The following is a 14,887-nucleotide window of genomic DNA, read 5'->3' as shown; positions in this document are numbered from 1 at the left end:
GTGTCCGCTGGAACGCCCATCGTGAACAAACCGCTTGACGAGAAACACAGTTGCTCACTGCGTTCGGGACGACAGGCTCTCATCTGTCTGGCTCTCATCCACCTGGGCGCGTCCAGGGTCCAGCGTGCCGATCACCGTTTCCAGATTGGCGATCCGCGTCAGCAGTACCGATCGCCTCACCTCGTGATCCAGCTGCGAGATCGGTTCGCGGTCGCCTTCGGCCAGCAGCAGCAGCGCGCCGTCGATGCGGTGCAGGATGTCGCGCTGCAGTTCCTTGTCTCCCGTCTCGAAAGCGATGTCCAGCTCCGCCATGTCGCGACGGCTCGAATCCAGCAGGCCCTCCAGCACTTCGCGCAGCGACGCTTCGCCGCCGAACAGCTCGGTCAGCCGTGTCAGCTTGCGGCTGGTCCGCGGCGATATCGCCGTGACTTCGGGGACAGGTGTCGGCAGCGTGTGCTGCAGGTGGGTCGCCAGCTTCCTGTCGAGATCGAGCAACTGCACCGGTTTGGCCAGGAAGTCGTCCATGCCCGCGTCGTGGCAGCGGCGCACCTCCTCGGGCAATGCACTGGCCGACAGCGCGACGATGGGCAGATGGCGCCCCGTGCCGGCTTCCTGCTCGCGTATCCGCCGCGTCAACGCGAAGCCGTCCAGTACCGGCATGTGGCAATCGCTTATCAGCAGATCGTAGTGCTGCAGCGCCAGCGCCTCCAGCGCCTGCTCGCCGTCCTCGACCAGTGTGTGCGCGTAGCCCAGGCGCTCGAGCTGGCGGGCGATGACCGCGCGGTTGGTCATGTGGTCCTCGGCGACCAGGATGCGTGCCGCGCGCGGCGCATGGACCCCGGGCAGCGGCGATGCAGACCGGGGCGGCTCCAGGCCCAGCGCGGCGCAGCAGGCTTCGGCAGCGGCCACCGTCAGCAGCGGGCTGCCGCTCAACGACACCTCGCCCTCGTCGACCTGGAAGCCGCGCACATCGACCGAGTCGACCAGGCACAGGTAGCGCGCGCCCGCGGGCAGGGAGCCTTCGCGCACAAGCTCGACGTCGACCACGAACAGGTCGGCGTCATTGGCCGCGGCCTCGCGCAGCTCCTCCGGCCCAACCTCCATCAGGTTGAAGCCGAGCGTCGACAACGTATTGGCCAGCTCCCGCTCGAACATGGGATCGCGCGTGCACAACAGCGCCGTCTTTCCGGCGATCTGCTCGTGCGGCTCGACCTCGCTGACGACCGGCAGCGGCAACTCCAGCGTCGAGGTCGTGCCCTGCCCGCGCGTGCTGCTGACACGGACCTCGCCGCCCATCATCTGCGCCAACCGCTGGCAGATCGACAGGCCCAGCCCGGTGCCGCCGAAACGGCGGCTGATCGAATCCTCTGCCTGCACGAACGGCTGGAACAATCGCGCCAGTTGCCGCGGTTCGATGCCGATGCCGGTGTCGGTGACGTTGATGCGGATGCGCTGGACGCCGTGCTCCTCGCCGGCCAGCTCGATGCGCAGTTCGACGTGGCCGGCTTCGGTGAACTTGAGCGCGTTGCTGACCAGGTTGGTGATGACCTGGCGGATGCGCACCGCATCGCCCTGGTGCGTGCCGGACAGGCGCCAGTCGATGGTCGCGTACAGGCGCACGTTCTTCTCATGGGCCCGCGCCGAGAACAGGCCCATGACGTTGTCGGCGACCGCGCGCAGGTCGAACGCGCGCAGGTCCAGGTCCAGGCGCCCGGATTCGATACGCGAGAAGTCGAGCACGTCGTCGAGGATCTGCAGCAGCGACCCGGCCGAGTCCTGGACCATGCCGAGCATGCGCGCCTGCTCGCGGTCCATCGGCGTGTGCGCCATCAGCTCGACCAGGCCCAGTACGCCGGCCATCGGCGTGCGGATCTCGTGGCTCATCATCGCCAGGAAACTGCTCCGCGCCGACACCGCCGCCCGCGCGGCAGCAGTCGCCTCGACCAACGCCTGCGCCTGCTGCTTCTCGTCGGTGATGTCGGCGAAGTAGATGCACCACACGACGTTGCCGTCGGCCTCGCGCCGCGGCGTGCCGCTGGATGCGCGCGTCCAGCGCACCTCGCCCTTCACGCGCATGCAGAACTCGACCTCGTGACGGGTGCCGCTTGCAACGATCTCGTTGATGGCGGCGAGCACATGGTCGTGCTCGTCCTGGCCAAGGTCTTTCTCGTCCGGATCGGACTCGCCCGCGGCAATCGCGTGCAAGCGCCGTCCCGACCTGAGCAGTTCCGAGCGCGAGCGACCGAACAGCGCCTGGGTCTGCCCGGCGACGTAGTCGTAGACGATCCTGCCACCGGGCTGCACGCTGATGCGCACGATCACGCCCGGCAAGCGATCGTTGGTGTCGATCAGCCGCTGCTCGGAGGCACGCGCACGCGCCTCGGCCTCGCGGATGTCGCTGACATCGACGAACGTGCCGAGCAGGCCGCCGACCTGGTCCGGAGCGATATTGAAGCGATGCAGCCAGAGGATGACGTCGCGCGGCTTGCCCCGCGCTTGCAGTGGCGGCAGCCGCATCTCCAGACGCCGCCGGCGGCCGCTGACCAGCACGCCGATGTCGAGCCGTTGCGCCTCCTCCTCGTCGACCGGTTGCAGGTGGTGCGTCTGCGCGAGCGTGCGGTTGAGAAGCTGCGTCCGCGGTACGGCGAACATCGACTCGTAGGCCTGGTTCACCGCCTGGTAGCGACCCTCGACGTCCTTGAAGAACACCGGGTGCGGAATGGTCTCCAGCAGGCTTTGCTGGAAGCGGAGCTGCGCGGCCAGTTCCGACTCCGCCCTGGCCTGGGCGCGCCAGGCGCTGCGCAGCCGCGCATACGCCACCGCGCCAATCAGCAGGAGCACCACCACCGTCACTAGCCCGGCCATCACCCATGGCCACGGCACCCCATAGCGGTACTCGGTGGTCAACCAGCGGCTGCGGATGGACTGGTGCTCGGCCTCGGTCACCTTCGCCAGCACGCGGTTCAGCAGCGGCAGCAGCCGGGCATGCTCGGGCGTGATGCCGATGGCGAATTCCTGGTCGACACCGACGGGACCGGCGATGCGCAACTTTGCCGCGTAGCGGTTGCGCAGCAGCGTGTCGATGGCCGGCAGGGTGCCCACGTAGGCGTCGACGTCGCCGGCGGTGACCAGGTCGAGTCCGGCTTCGTTGCTGCCGACCGGGACCAGGCGCGAGCGCGGCAGTGCGGCCCTCAGGGCGTGGATCACGCCGACCTCCTGGCGCACGGCCACGGTCCGGCCGACCAGGTCTTCGGGGCCGACGATCGCCGTGCCGTGCTGGCGCGTGACGATGACGCCCGGAAAGTGCGCGTAAGGGCGACTGACCAGCAGGTCGCGGGCATCGAAATCCTGCGGCAACGTCGCCGCCACGATGTCGATCTCGCGCGCACGCACCATCTTCTGCAGGCTGGCCCAGTCCTGCGCCGGCACCAGTTCCAGGCGCAGCCCGAGCTCGCGGCCGAGCAGGTCGACATAGTCGGCCGCGACACCGTCGAAATGGCCGTCGCTGTCGGCGTAGGAGTACGGCGCACGATCGATCTCGAATCCGACACGCAGCGGCCGCAGCGCTTCCAGCCAGGCGCGCTCGTGGCTGTTCAGACCGGTCGCACGCGGCGGTTCCGCCGGCGCCTCCTGGACCAGGCCCCAGCGCTTGCGCAAGCGCTCGACCTCGTCGACGGCCAGGGTGGCTTCGGCCTTGCGCAGGATGGCCATCAGCATCGGCCGGTCGTCCGGCACGGCCAGGCTGACCGGCGCCCGCGGGATGTCGACCTCGCCGAGCATCACCAGGTCATCGGCGTTGCGCTGTTGCATCAGCATGCGCGTGCGCACCGAGGTGGCGCCGACGTAGGCATCGGCCTGGCCGGCGGCAACCATCTCCATCGCGGCGCGCCCATCGTCGCTGTAAAGCAGCTTCGCGCTTGGAAACCGCTCCGACAGTCGGACGGCAAGGTCGTGGAACCGGCGCTCGATCACCAGGCGCGCGGCGACGAGGTTCTGGCTGCTGGCCATGCGCGAGTCGTCGCGCCGGGCGACCAGCATGAATCTACCGGCGTCGTAGGGCTTCAGGAACCCGAACCGGTCCGGCTCGCCTGCGTGGGGTGACTGGCCCAGCAACAGGTCGTACGGCAGGTGCTCGCCGGGCGGGCCATGGGCCACCTGTTCCCAGTCGACATAGGGCCGGAAATCGGCCTGCATCCCCACACGCGCGATCAGCAACCGGGCGTAGTCGACGCCGAAGCCTTCCGGTCGGCCGGCCGCCCAGGTCTCCCCGGGCAGGTGGTCGCCGGCGAACACGCCCACGCGCACGCCGCGATGGGAATCGCGCCATGCGGCCTCCTCGCGGGTCAGCTGCACCGCCGGCTGCTGTGCCGATGCGGCCAGCGACGAGGCGAGCAGGGCCAGTGCGAACACGGCCAAAAACCGGGCTACATGCGCCAGCCGCCGCAGCAATCCACGCTTACCACCGCGCGCGCTGGAGGGTGCCGCCGGCTTGGTCATGTGAGCACTGGGGATAAAGTAGCAACGCGGCGCGCAGGTTAGTCGCCGCGTGCTGCCCCCACCATCAGACTCGTCTGATTACATTTGCCCGTATGTACAGCGCATTCACGCGGTGCGCTGCAGGCCACATCGCCATTGCCGTGGAAGGTCGTGCGCCGGCGCGATCAGCGCGGCGGCGGCGGCGAGGTCTGCAGCCACTGCTCGAACCGGATCGAGCCCAGCATCGGGTTCTCACCGGGCGTCAGCGAGTTGTCATCGATCGGCGCACCGAAGTACTCCGCGTTCGCATCGGCGATCACCTCGCGCGATTCCTTGTAGAACTTCAGGTAGTCCTGGACGAAGTCCACCATTGGCCGGCGCTCGGGTCCGGCCACTTCGACCGTCTGGTTCTTCGGCTCGGCCACGGTCACCTGGGAAAGGGCCGCCGCCACGTCGGTCGCCGCCAGCGGCTGGAACGCGGCGGTGGAGATATGAATCGCCTCGTCCTTGGCGCCGTCGTGGGCAATGGCGTTCAGGAATTCGAAGAACTGCGTGGCGCGCAGGATCGAGTACGGCATTCCCGATTCGCGGATCAGCTTCTCCTGCGCCAGCTTGGCGCGGAAGTAGGCGTTGCCCGGCTTGCGGTCGCTGCCGACCACCGACAGCGCGACGTGGTGCTTGACGCCCGCCGCTGCTTCGGCCGCGAGCAGGTTGCGGCCGGAGGTTTCGAAGAACTCCAGCACCGCCTTCTCCTCGAACGACGGCGAGTTGGCCACGTCGACGACCACGTCGGCGCCCTGCAGCGCCTCTTTCAGGCCTTCGCCGGTAATGGTGTTGACGCCGGTGTTGGGCGACGCGGCAATGGCCTCGTGGCCGAGCTCGCGCAGGTTGTTGCACAGCTTGGTGCCGATCAGGCCGGTGCCGCCGATGACTACGATCTTCATGTCTGTCTCCAGTGGGGGGATGACTCAATGCCTCGCCAGGCGGACGAGCGCGAGGACCGCGCGTGGGATGAGTGCGACTACGTCAGCCGTTCCGGCAGCGGACGGGTGCGTTCGAAGCCGAACCGGGTGTACACCCAGGTGAATGCGAAGAAGCCGAAGTAGATCGCCACCAGCACGCGGCCGATCCAGTTCTCGATGGCGTTGACGTCGATGCCGGCGCCGAGCAGGCGCGGCAGCAGCTGCGCCATCGCACCGATGCCGATGAAGCCGAGCACCACGAACGCGACGGCGAACAGCCCCAGCGCGATCTTGTAGGCGCCACCGCGGTAGCGGATCGACCGGACCTTGCCGCGGTCCAGCCACGGCATCAGGAACAGCACGAAGATCGCCAGGCCCATCACGATCACGCCGCTGAGCTTGTGCGGGATCACGCGCAACATCGCGTAGTAGGGGGTGAAGTACCACACCGGCTTGATGTGCTCGGGCGTCACCAGCGGATTGGCTTCGGTGAAGTTGTCGTGCTCCAGGAACAGGCCGCCGACGGTCGGCACGAAGAAGATCAGGAACGCGGCGACCAGCACGAATACCGCCGCGCTCAGCACGTCTTCGACCGAGTAGTAGGGATGGAACGGGATACCGTCCAGCGGCAGGCCGTCGGGCCCTTCGTTGTCGTGGATCTCGATTCCGTCGGGATTGTTGGAACTGACCTCGTGCAACGCCAGGATATGCACCGTGACCAGCAGCAGAAGGATGATCGGCAACGCGATCACGTGCAGCGAGAAGAACCGGTTGAGGGTCGCGTCGGCGGGCACGTAGTCGCCCATCACCCAATGCTGCAGGCTTTCGCCGACCACCGGGATCGCGCCGAAGAGCGAGATGATGACCTTGGCGCCCCAGAACGACATCTGCCCCCACGGCAGCACGTAGCCCATGAAGGCTTCGGCCATCAGCACCACGTAGATCAGCATGCCCAGGATCCACACCAGCTCGCGTGGCCGTTTGTACGATCCGTACAGCAGCGCGCGGAACATGTGCAGGTAGACGACCACGAAGAACAGCGATGCGCCGGTGGAGTGCATGTAGCGGATCAGCCAGCCCCACTCGACGTCGCGCATGATGTATTCGACCGACGAGAACGCTTCGGCCGCGGACGGCTTGAAGTGCATCGCCAGGAAGATGCCGGTGACGAGCTGGTTGACCAGCGTCAGCCCGGCCAGCGCGCCGAACAGGTACCAGATGTTGAGGTTCTTCGGCGCGTAATAGTGGCTGGTGTGTGCAGCCACGAACGAGATCACCGGCAAGCGGTCCTCGACCCAGGCCAGGAGCGGGTTCTTCGGATAGATGCGGACGATCTTCAGTGCCATGGCAGTACCTTGTCGCGCGTGGCGGTCAGTCAGCGTCGCCGGACGGCGACTCGTGTTCGCAGGCAAGTGCCACCACGTGATCGATGCCGCTCCTGAACATCTTTGCGTAGGGGCAGATGCGTTCGGCGTTGCGCACCAGCTCGGCAGCGAGCGCACGTTCGACGCCGGGCAGCACGACGCGGATCTCCGCCGACAACAGGAACAACCCATCCACCGGATCGCGCGCGAACGTCACCGCGGTGTCCACCGTTGCATCGGTGAGCTCCACGCCTGCCCGGCTCGCCAGCAGCTTGAGCACGCCGTGGAAGCAGGCGCCGTAGCCGGCCGCCAGCAGCTGCTCGGGGTTGCTTCCGCCGCCGGGCCCGTCAAGCTCCACGGGCAGACGCAGGCTGACCTGGAGGGCACCGTCGTCGGAGCAGACCACGCCCGACGCGCGGCCGTGCGCCGCCTCGCCACCGGTGACACGTACGCGTCCTGTGTAGATGGTCTGCGCGTCTTCTCCGTAGTACTTGTCCAGCAGGCTTGCCGGCGGTGGCTTCAACTGGGTCATGGATGCGGGTGTCCCTGTCGTTGTCGTCATGCACGAAGCAGATCCGTCCTTCGTGCCTCGTCCCTGCGTGGGCAACCGCGCTGGCCGCCGTCTTGTATTCACTGCCGACAGGCATGCCTGCCGTGCACGGATTCGTTGTGTGTTGCGATGCTAGGAGGGTGACCCGGTCGGCAGTAGCCCTCCGACCGGATGCACGATGTTTCCCCGGGCGCACCAATCGTGCCGGCTCAGGCGCGGGCGACGGTGGCGTTGTCGCGATGCACGTCGCCAGGCGGCGCGTGCTTTGCAGGCAGGTGGTCCGCAAGCGCCGCGTCAGGATGGATCCGTGGGTCCGTGGTGGCGCAGTCCAGGTCCAGGGCGCGCACCTGGGCGGTGATGAAGTCGATGAAGGCGCGGATGCGCTTGGGCAACTGGCGCCGGCTGAGGTAGCACAGGTAATGGCCGCGATCATCGGGCGCGTACTGGGCCAGGCAGGTCACCAGCGTGCCTTTGCGCAGCTCGTCGCGGACCTCGAAGGCGGGCAGCTGCGCCAGGCCCTGGCCGTTGAGCAACGCATGCAGCATCAGGTCATCGTCGTTGAGCACGATGTCGGCCTGCGGCGTGACGCTGCGCGCGTGGCCGTCGACCTTGAAATCCCAGCTGCGCAGGCGTCCGTTCGGCATCCGCCGGTTGATGCACGCGTGCTTCTCCAGCTCCTCGACCGATGCCGGCAGCCCATGCCTGCGCGCATAGTCGGGCGAGGCGCAGACCAGCATCTGCATCGGGATGAGCTGCTTGGCGATGACCTGGCTGTCGTCCAGGCGGCCTTCGCGGAAGGCGACATCGACCCGGTCCACGGCAAGGTCCGGAGTTCGCTCATCGAGCAGCAGTTCGATGCCGATGCCGGGGTAGCGCATGTGGAACTCGCTCATCAGCGGCGCGATGACCTTGCGGCCAAACCCGTGCGTGGCACTGATCCGCAGCTGTCCGCGCGGCGGACCATCGCGCAGGTCGCGCATCTCTTCCAGCGCCTGCATGATGCGATCGACGCCGGGACGGCAGTTCTCGTAGAACAACTCGCCTTCGGCGGTGAGCGTCGTCGAGCGCGTCGTGCGCGAGAACAGGCGCGCACCCAGTTGGCCCTCCAGCTTCTGCACGCTGCGGCTGACCGCCGAACGCCCGACGCCGAGGCGGTCGGCTGCCCGCGCGAAGCTGCCCTCGGTGGCTACCGTGATGAAAGCCACCACGCCGGCGTAGCTGGCCGAGAAGGTGGACGACAACGGGTCCGGCCGGTCGGGGGTGGTCTGGGCGGCGATCCGCGGAGCTGCGTTCATTTCAGTGGCGCCTCTTTTCCGGTCAATGGCTGCATGTGCGCCAGCGCGTGTTCGCGGGCGCACTCGACGTGGGCCCGGCAGAGGTCTGCGGGCTCTCCGATCAGCCATGCGATCTCGTCGTAACTGGCCTCGAATATTTCGTGCAGCAGGTATGCGGCGCGAATATCCGGCGCCATCGCATCCAGTGCGACCAGGAACTCGGACCAGACCCGATCAGCCTTCGTAGGCATGGATTGGGTTTCCTTTGGCTGTCGTCATGCATCAAGGTCGCGCCAGCGGGCACATCTGTGACAGCACGCCTGGCGAAGGCGCACTGCTGCGGGCTCATCGTGGTTTGTGACAGCCCATTGGTGCGCTGCGCTCAACACCGCGCGTCCGGCGGGCGATCTACCGGCGCACGGCCGCGGTGCCTAGATTGGCCGCCAAGCAGGACGGCACCCGCCGACCAGCCCTCCCCCATTCAACATCGGAGAGTCCGCCGTGAGCCAACGCCTCGACTACCAGAAGCAATCCCCCGAACTGTTCAAGAAGTTCGTCGAATTCAGCATGCTGACCCAGAAATCGTCGATCGAGCAGCCGATCCACGACCTGGTCAACATCCGCGCCTCGCAGCTCAACGGCTGCGCCTTCTGCCTCGACATGCACATCAAGGAGGCCATCATCCACGGCGAGCGCCCGCTGCGCCTGCATCACGTGGCCAGCTGGCGCGAGTCGCAGTTGTTTGCGCCGCGTGAACGCGCCGCGCTGGCCTGGACCGAAGCACTGACCCAGCTGTCACCGCTGGGCGTGCCGGACGACATCTATGAGCGCGTGCGCACGCAGCTGTCGGAGAAGGAGATCGTCGACCTGAGCTACGACGTCATGGCCATCAACGCCTGGAACCGGGTCAACGTCGCCTTCCGCACCGAGCCGGGCACGGCCGACAAGGCGTTCGGCCTCGACAAGGCCGGGTTGTCATAAGCCGCGCTGCGCTGGGCCCGCCATGCCGGGTCCAGGCAGATTCGAGAGGAGAACCACGATGCGCATTCACCATTCCCTGGCGCTGGCCGCGCTGCTGCTTTCGGGCCCTGCCCTGGCCCAGGACAAGCACGCCGGCCACGGCGCGCCGGGCCCGTTGGTCAAGCCGGTCATGACCAAGGCCCTGCCCGAGTATCCGGGCAAGGAAGGACTGATCCTCACGGTCGACTATCCGCCAGGTGGCTCCTCGCCGCTCCATCACCACGATGCCCACGCCTTCGTCTATGTGATCGAAGGCTCCGTGGTGATGGCCGTGCAGGGCGGAAACGAGGTCACGCTGACGGCCGGACAGAGCTGGAGCGAAGCGCCCGGCGATATCCACACGGTCAGTCGCAATGCAAGCAACGACAAGCCCGCGAAGTTCGTCGTGTTCATGCTCAAGGACGCCGGCAAGCCGGCGGTGATCCCCGGCTCGTGAGCGGCCAGAAGCACACCACACACAGGAGTCATGCGATGCGCATTCACCACTGTCTGAGCGTGGCCGCACTGTTGTTCTCGGGCAGTGTCGGGGCCCATGGCCTGCACGGTAACGACGCCCCTCCCCCCGTCGTCACGCCGGTCATGACCCAGGCATTGCCCGAGTACCCCGGCAAGGAAATGCTGATGATCACCGTGGAGTATCCGCCCGGTGGCGCCGACCCGATCCACCGCCACGATGCGCACGGATTCGTCTACGTGCTCGAAGGCTCGATCGTGATGGGCGTGAAGGGCGGCAAGGAAGTCACGTTGAAGCCCGGCCAGGCCTTCCACGAGGGTCCGGCGGACATCCACACCGTCGGGCGCAACGCCAGCAAGGACAAGCCCGCGAAGTTCGTGGTGTTCCTGCTCAAGCATGCGGACAAGCCGGCACTGATTCCGGTCCCCTGACCGGCCAGCCTGGAGCGGCCGGCCTTTGCCGGTCCTGCCGGAAGCGGATGGCGTTCGCCGGTCTCCACGCCCGGCGAACGCTTTTGCCGCCACAATCCCGTCTTCTGCCGCGCCCCGGGCCGCATGCAAGACGCCACCGACATCTTCACCCGGTTGCAGCCACGCCTGCTTGGCGTGGCCTACCGCATGCTCGGCTCGCTGGCCGAAGCCGAGGACGTCGTCCAGGATGTCTGGCTGGGCTGGCACAACGCCGACTCCGCCGCGGTCGCCGACCCCGAGGCCTGGCTGATCACCACCACCACGCGTCGCTCGATCGATCGCCTGCGCAAGGCGCGTACCGAACGCGAGCACTACGTCGGCATCTGGTTGCCCGAGCCCGTCCTTACCGACGGCCCGTCCACGCCCGAGGAAATACAGGAAGCCTCGAGCGACCTGTCCATTGCCTTCCTCACGGTGCTGGAGCGGCTTTCACCCGAGGCGCGTGCGGCATTCCTCCTGCGCGAAGTGTTCGATGCCGACTACAGCGACATCGCCGTGGCACTCGACAAGAGCGAGGCGGCGTGCCGGCAGATCGTGCACCGGGCCAAGGCGCAACTGCGCGAGGAGCGCCCGCGTTACGTGGTGTCGGCCGAAGCACACCAGCGCCTGATGCGACGCTTCACCGACGCGTGGAACAGCGCCGACTTCCAGGCCATGAAGGAGATGATGGCCGAATCGGCCACACTCGTCGGCGACGGCGGCGGCATCGTCACCAGTTTCCCGAAACCGATGGTCGGCGGACAGCGCATCGCACAACTTCTTTTTGCCAGCACGCTGCGCGGAAAGGACACACTGGAGATCCGGCTCACCTCGATCAATGGCCGGCTCGGCGTGCTGCGCTACATCGACGGCAACCTGGAGTCGGCGCAGTCTTACGACACCGACGGCGAGCACATCACGCAGATCTACGTGCAGCGCAATCCAGAGAAGCTCCGCCGGATCGCCGCCAACCAGACATCGAAGCTCAGCTAGGGGCATGGATCCCGGCTTTCGCCGGGATGACGAGGAAAGGACTGCCGTCATCCCCGCGTAGGCGGGGACCCAGTGTCGTCGCCGTTCAAGTCACCGGGTTCCCGCCTTCGCGGGAATGACGGAATTACGCGACTACTCCTCGAACGGAGCGCCCTGCAGAACGTCGACCATCGACGGCGCCCGATAACCGGGCACGAAACGCTCGCCGAAGTCGCGGGCAAAATTGTCGTAGGTGGTTTCCGGGTGACGCTCGCAGATGCCGCAGACGGCCTGGGTGAAGCGCTGCTTCATCTGCAGGCGCGGGAACTCCGCCACGATCCGGGCGATCTGTTCTGCCGGGATGCTGTCGAAGCCCCATCCGCCCCAGTCCAGGGCCACGCCCAGCACGCACAGCGCGGCTTCGGCCTCCTTGTGCAGGCAGATGGACGGCGTGGAGTTGAGCGCGATGCTGTCCCAGACCAGCTGGGAGCGGCGCTCGTCGACGCCGAGGTCGCGAACGAAGGCCCGCGCCGCGTTCGCCCCTTCCACTTCGAAACGGAGGACACCGCTGACCAGCGGCGTCAGGCCGATGTCGTGCAACAGCGCCGACACCGCCAGGACCTCGGCGTCGTACGGCTCGCCCTTCTTCTGCGCGATGCACGTGGCGAACAACCACGACCGCATGACGTGGTTGAAGAGGTACGGATCGCAATGCGCGCGGGCGAACTCGATGGCGCGAGCGACCAGCGGCGTGTCGGGCATCGGCACGCCTGCAACCAGGCGCGTTGGCAGCGACGAGGACGCTTTCGTGGTTGCAGTGGTGTCGTTCGACGTCGTCACGGCTTCAGTCCAGCGGTTGACCATGGCGCCAACCTACGCGCGCCCTGCTGCAACCGGTAGCACCGGCACCGGCCTCACCGTGTTGCCTGCGCGGAACCAATCCCTTGCCGGACATTTTTCTTGCCGGACATTGGTGCGCCGCAGTCAACATCGTGCACCCGCCTGCGGGCCTACCGCCGGGCCCGCGCGATTTCCATGATGGCTGCGACAGCCGCGAATGCGCTGCCTTACCCCCCACGAGGAACCACGACATGCAATCGATCACCACGAAAGACGGCACCGAGATCTCCTACAAGGACTGGGGAACCGGTCAACCGATCGTCTTCCATCACGGCTGGCCGTTGAGCGGCGACGACTGGGACGGGCAGATGCTGTTCTTCCTCGCCCAGGGCTATCGCGTCATCGCCCATGACCGCCGCGGCCACGGCCGCTCCACCCAGACCGCCACCGGCAACAACATGGACACCTATGCCGCCGATGTGGCCGAACTGGTCGCGCACCTGGACCTGCGCGATGCCATCCATGTCGGCCATTCCACCGGCGGTGGCGAGGCCACGCGTTACGTCGCGCGGCATGGCGCAGGTCGCGTCGCCAAGCTGGTCCTGATCGGTGCGGTGCCGCCGATCATGGTCAAGACCGATGCCAACCCGGATGGCCTGCCGCGCGAGCTGTTCGACGGCATCCGCAAGGACCTTGCCGCCAACCGCGCCGGCTACTACTGGGACTTCCCGGTGCCGTTCTACGGCTACAACCGGCCGGGCACGCCGCTCTCCGAAGCGGTGCGCGCCAACTGGTGGCGCCAGGCGATGATGGGCGGCGCCAAGGCGCAGTACGACTCGATCGCAGCCTTCTCCGAAACCGACTTCACCGAAGACCTCAAGAGCATCGAGGTACCGACGCTGGTGATGCACGGCGACGACGACCAGATCGTGCCGATCGCCGACTCGGCATTGCTCTCGTCCAAGTTGCTGCGCAATGCCACGCTCAAGGTTTACAAGGGCTATCCGCACGGCATGTGCACGACCCATGGCGAGGAGATCAATCGCGACCTGCTGGCATTCTTCCGCGGCTGAGCCGGCGCACCTGGCTACCGGAAACGGGGCGCGCGGCGATTGCCGCGCCCCCCAGGCACTTGAGCCGTCAGTACTTCGCGTCGAATGCGAAGATCGGCTTGCGCGACTGCCACAGGCCCTTGGTGAAGTCGGGGAACTCCAGCGTCTTGAAGCCTTCCGCGATCGACTGCTCAGACAGCGGCGTGATCGCGCTCCAGGTGACCGCATCGAAGATATCGATCGGCATCGGCGCGCGCGCCTTCACCGCCTCGACGAAGGCGTGGATGACGAAGTAATCCATGCCACCGTGACCGGCACCGGCGGCATCGTCGGCGTACTTGCGCCATAGCGGGTGGTCGAACTCGTCCTGGTAGGCCTGGAACGGTTCCCACTTGTGCGCCGGACTGCGGCCTTCGATATGAATCGACTGGTTCAGGTCCATCCACAAGCCATGCGTGCCCTGCACGCGAAAACCCAGCGAATAGGGCCTGGGCAACGAAGTGTCGTGCTGCAGGATGATGGTCTCGCCGTTCTCGCAGGCCAGGGTGGTGGTAACGACGTCGCCGAGCTTGAACTTGACCTTCGTACTCGGGTGCGTGGTGCCGCCGCTCTTCGCCACGGTGTACTCGTGCAGGCCACGGGCCTTGCTGGCGAAGCTGTTGATGTGGGTGAAGCGGTTGCCACGGTTGATGCCGGTGTACATCGCGCACGGGCCGATGCCGTGGCTGGGGTACAGCTCGCCGTTGCGCTCGACCGAGTGCTGCGTGCGCCAGCGCGCCTCCGACCAGGCCGTTGGGCCGAACTCGACGCCGCTGCCGTACGGCTGCGACGGATCGCCGGAATTGAACTTCACCGCGCGCAGGTCGTGCTGGTAACCGCCCTGCAGGTGGATGAGTTCGCCGAACAGGCCCGCACGCACCATCTGCAGCGCGGCCATCACGTCGCGCCGGTAGCAGACGTTTTCCAGCAGCATGTACGGGGTGCCGGTGCGCAGTTGCGTGGACAGCACGTCCCAGTGGTCCTGCAGGCTGATGCCGGCCACCACTTCGCAACCTACCGCGATCTTGGCCTCCATGGCCTCGATCGCCATCGGCGCGTGCCACTCCCACGGCGTGGCGATGATCACCGCGTCCAGGCCTCGCTGCTGCAGCAGGCGGCGGTAGGCGTGCACATCGCCGTCCTGCCCGTACGGTTTCGGCGCGGTCTTGCCGGCCTTGGCCGCCATCTCCATGGCCTTGCCGAGCATGATCGGCTCGATGTCGCACAGTGCCACGACCTCGACATCGTCGCGGCGCAACAGCTCCGTCAACAACACCTGGCCACGCATGCCGGTGCCGATCAGGCCCAGGCGGATGCGGCGCCCTGCGGCCCAGGCCGGCATGGACGGCAGCAGGCTGGCCGCACCCAGTGCGGCGCCTGCAAGGATGAAATCTCTACGCTTCATTGCTGATTCTCTTCAGTCGAGGCGCCGGCA

General features: G+C 66.9%; 13 protein-coding genes. 5 read left to right on the top strand and 8 right to left on the bottom strand.

What is annotated here, in order from left to right; translation table 11 throughout:
* Nucleotides 1–54: 54 nt before the first annotated feature.
* The 6 genes from AC3A3X_RS13045 to AC3A3X_RS13020 all read right to left on the bottom strand — a co-directional run bounded on the left by AC3A3X_RS13045 (nucleotide 55) and on the right by AC3A3X_RS13020 (nucleotide 8,877).
* Entirely contained in the window at nucleotides 55–4,497 is a 4,443-nt protein-coding gene (locus AC3A3X_RS13045; protein ID WP_487583452.1) for an ATP-binding protein, read from the bottom strand.
* 164 nt (nucleotides 4,498–4,661) lie between these two features.
* Nucleotides 4,662–5,420, bottom strand: a complete 759-nt coding sequence (locus AC3A3X_RS13040) for an SDR family oxidoreductase (protein WP_487583451.1) — start codon at nucleotides 5,418–5,420, stop codon at nucleotides 4,662–4,664.
* A gap of 77 nt (nucleotides 5,421–5,497) precedes the next feature.
* Nucleotides 5,498–6,778, bottom strand: coding sequence for a cytochrome b (locus tag AC3A3X_RS13035; RefSeq protein ID WP_487583456.1), 1,281 nt, complete (start codon nucleotides 6,776–6,778; stop codon nucleotides 5,498–5,500).
* A 31-nt stretch (nucleotides 6,779–6,809) separates the two neighbouring features.
* The gene (locus AC3A3X_RS13030; RefSeq protein WP_487583450.1) at nucleotides 6,810–7,334 is read right to left on the bottom strand and encodes an Ohr family peroxiredoxin; all 525 of its coding nucleotides are present in this window, start codon (nucleotides 7,332–7,334) and stop codon (nucleotides 6,810–6,812) included.
* Nucleotides 7,335–7,561: 227 nt separating this feature from the next.
* A complete protein-coding gene (locus AC3A3X_RS13025) occupies nucleotides 7,562–8,647 on the bottom strand; it encodes a LysR family transcriptional regulator (protein ID WP_487583449.1) in 1,086 nt (361 codons plus the stop codon).
* The gene (locus AC3A3X_RS13020; RefSeq protein ID WP_487583448.1) at nucleotides 8,644–8,877 is read right to left on the bottom strand and encodes a hypothetical protein; all 234 of its coding nucleotides are present in this window, start codon (nucleotides 8,875–8,877) and stop codon (nucleotides 8,644–8,646) included. Before AC3A3X_RS13020 ends, AC3A3X_RS13025 begins: the two co-directional genes overlap by 4 nt.
* Nucleotides 8,878–9,127: 250 nt before the next feature.
* Between AC3A3X_RS13020 and AC3A3X_RS13015 the strand changes: the two genes are divergently transcribed.
* From AC3A3X_RS13015 to AC3A3X_RS13000, 4 genes are all read left to right on the top strand, one after another.
* Complete coding sequence (locus AC3A3X_RS13015; RefSeq protein ID WP_487583447.1) at nucleotides 9,128–9,607, top strand: carboxymuconolactone decarboxylase family protein; 480 nt, start codon at nucleotides 9,128–9,130, stop codon at nucleotides 9,605–9,607.
* A 58-nt stretch (nucleotides 9,608–9,665) separates the two neighbouring features.
* On the top strand, nucleotides 9,666–10,082 hold the full coding sequence (locus AC3A3X_RS13010) for a cupin domain-containing protein (RefSeq protein ID WP_487583446.1): 417 nt from the start codon (nucleotides 9,666–9,668) through the stop codon (nucleotides 10,080–10,082).
* Between the two features lie 35 nt (nucleotides 10,083–10,117).
* Nucleotides 10,118–10,531 carry a cupin domain-containing protein gene (locus AC3A3X_RS13005; protein WP_487583445.1) on the top strand — a complete coding sequence of 138 codons (414 nt, stop codon included), beginning with the start codon at nucleotides 10,118–10,120 and terminating at the stop codon, nucleotides 10,529–10,531.
* Nucleotides 10,532–10,654: 123 nt separating this feature from the next.
* On the top strand, nucleotides 10,655–11,542 hold the full coding sequence (locus AC3A3X_RS13000) for an RNA polymerase sigma-70 factor (protein ID WP_487583444.1): 888 nt from the start codon (nucleotides 10,655–10,657) through the stop codon (nucleotides 11,540–11,542).
* A 132-nt stretch (nucleotides 11,543–11,674) separates the two neighbouring features.
* On the opposite strand, the gene AC3A3X_RS12995 is transcribed toward AC3A3X_RS13000, so the two are convergent.
* Nucleotides 11,675–12,385, bottom strand: a complete 711-nt coding sequence (locus AC3A3X_RS12995; RefSeq protein WP_487583443.1) for an HD domain-containing protein — start codon at nucleotides 12,383–12,385, stop codon at nucleotides 11,675–11,677.
* 227 nt (nucleotides 12,386–12,612) lie between these two features.
* On the opposite strand from AC3A3X_RS12995, the gene AC3A3X_RS12990 reads away from it, so the two are divergent.
* Complete coding sequence (locus tag AC3A3X_RS12990) at nucleotides 12,613–13,434, top strand: alpha/beta fold hydrolase (RefSeq protein WP_487583442.1); 822 nt, start codon at nucleotides 12,613–12,615, stop codon at nucleotides 13,432–13,434.
* A gap of 67 nt (nucleotides 13,435–13,501) precedes the next feature.
* Here AC3A3X_RS12990 and AC3A3X_RS12985 read toward each other — a convergent pair whose 3' ends face one another.
* Nucleotides 13,502–14,857: a Gfo/Idh/MocA family protein gene (locus tag AC3A3X_RS12985; RefSeq protein WP_487583441.1), complete on the bottom strand. Its 1,356-nt coding sequence runs from the start codon at nucleotides 14,855–14,857 to the stop codon at nucleotides 13,502–13,504.
* Nucleotides 14,858–14,887 lie beyond the last annotated feature (30 nt).

This window comes from Lysobacter sp. Soil_N_23 (assembly GCF_057656135.1).
The sequence above is the reverse complement of the archived record's forward strand: the minus strand, read 5'-3'. Positions and strand labels throughout refer to the sequence as shown.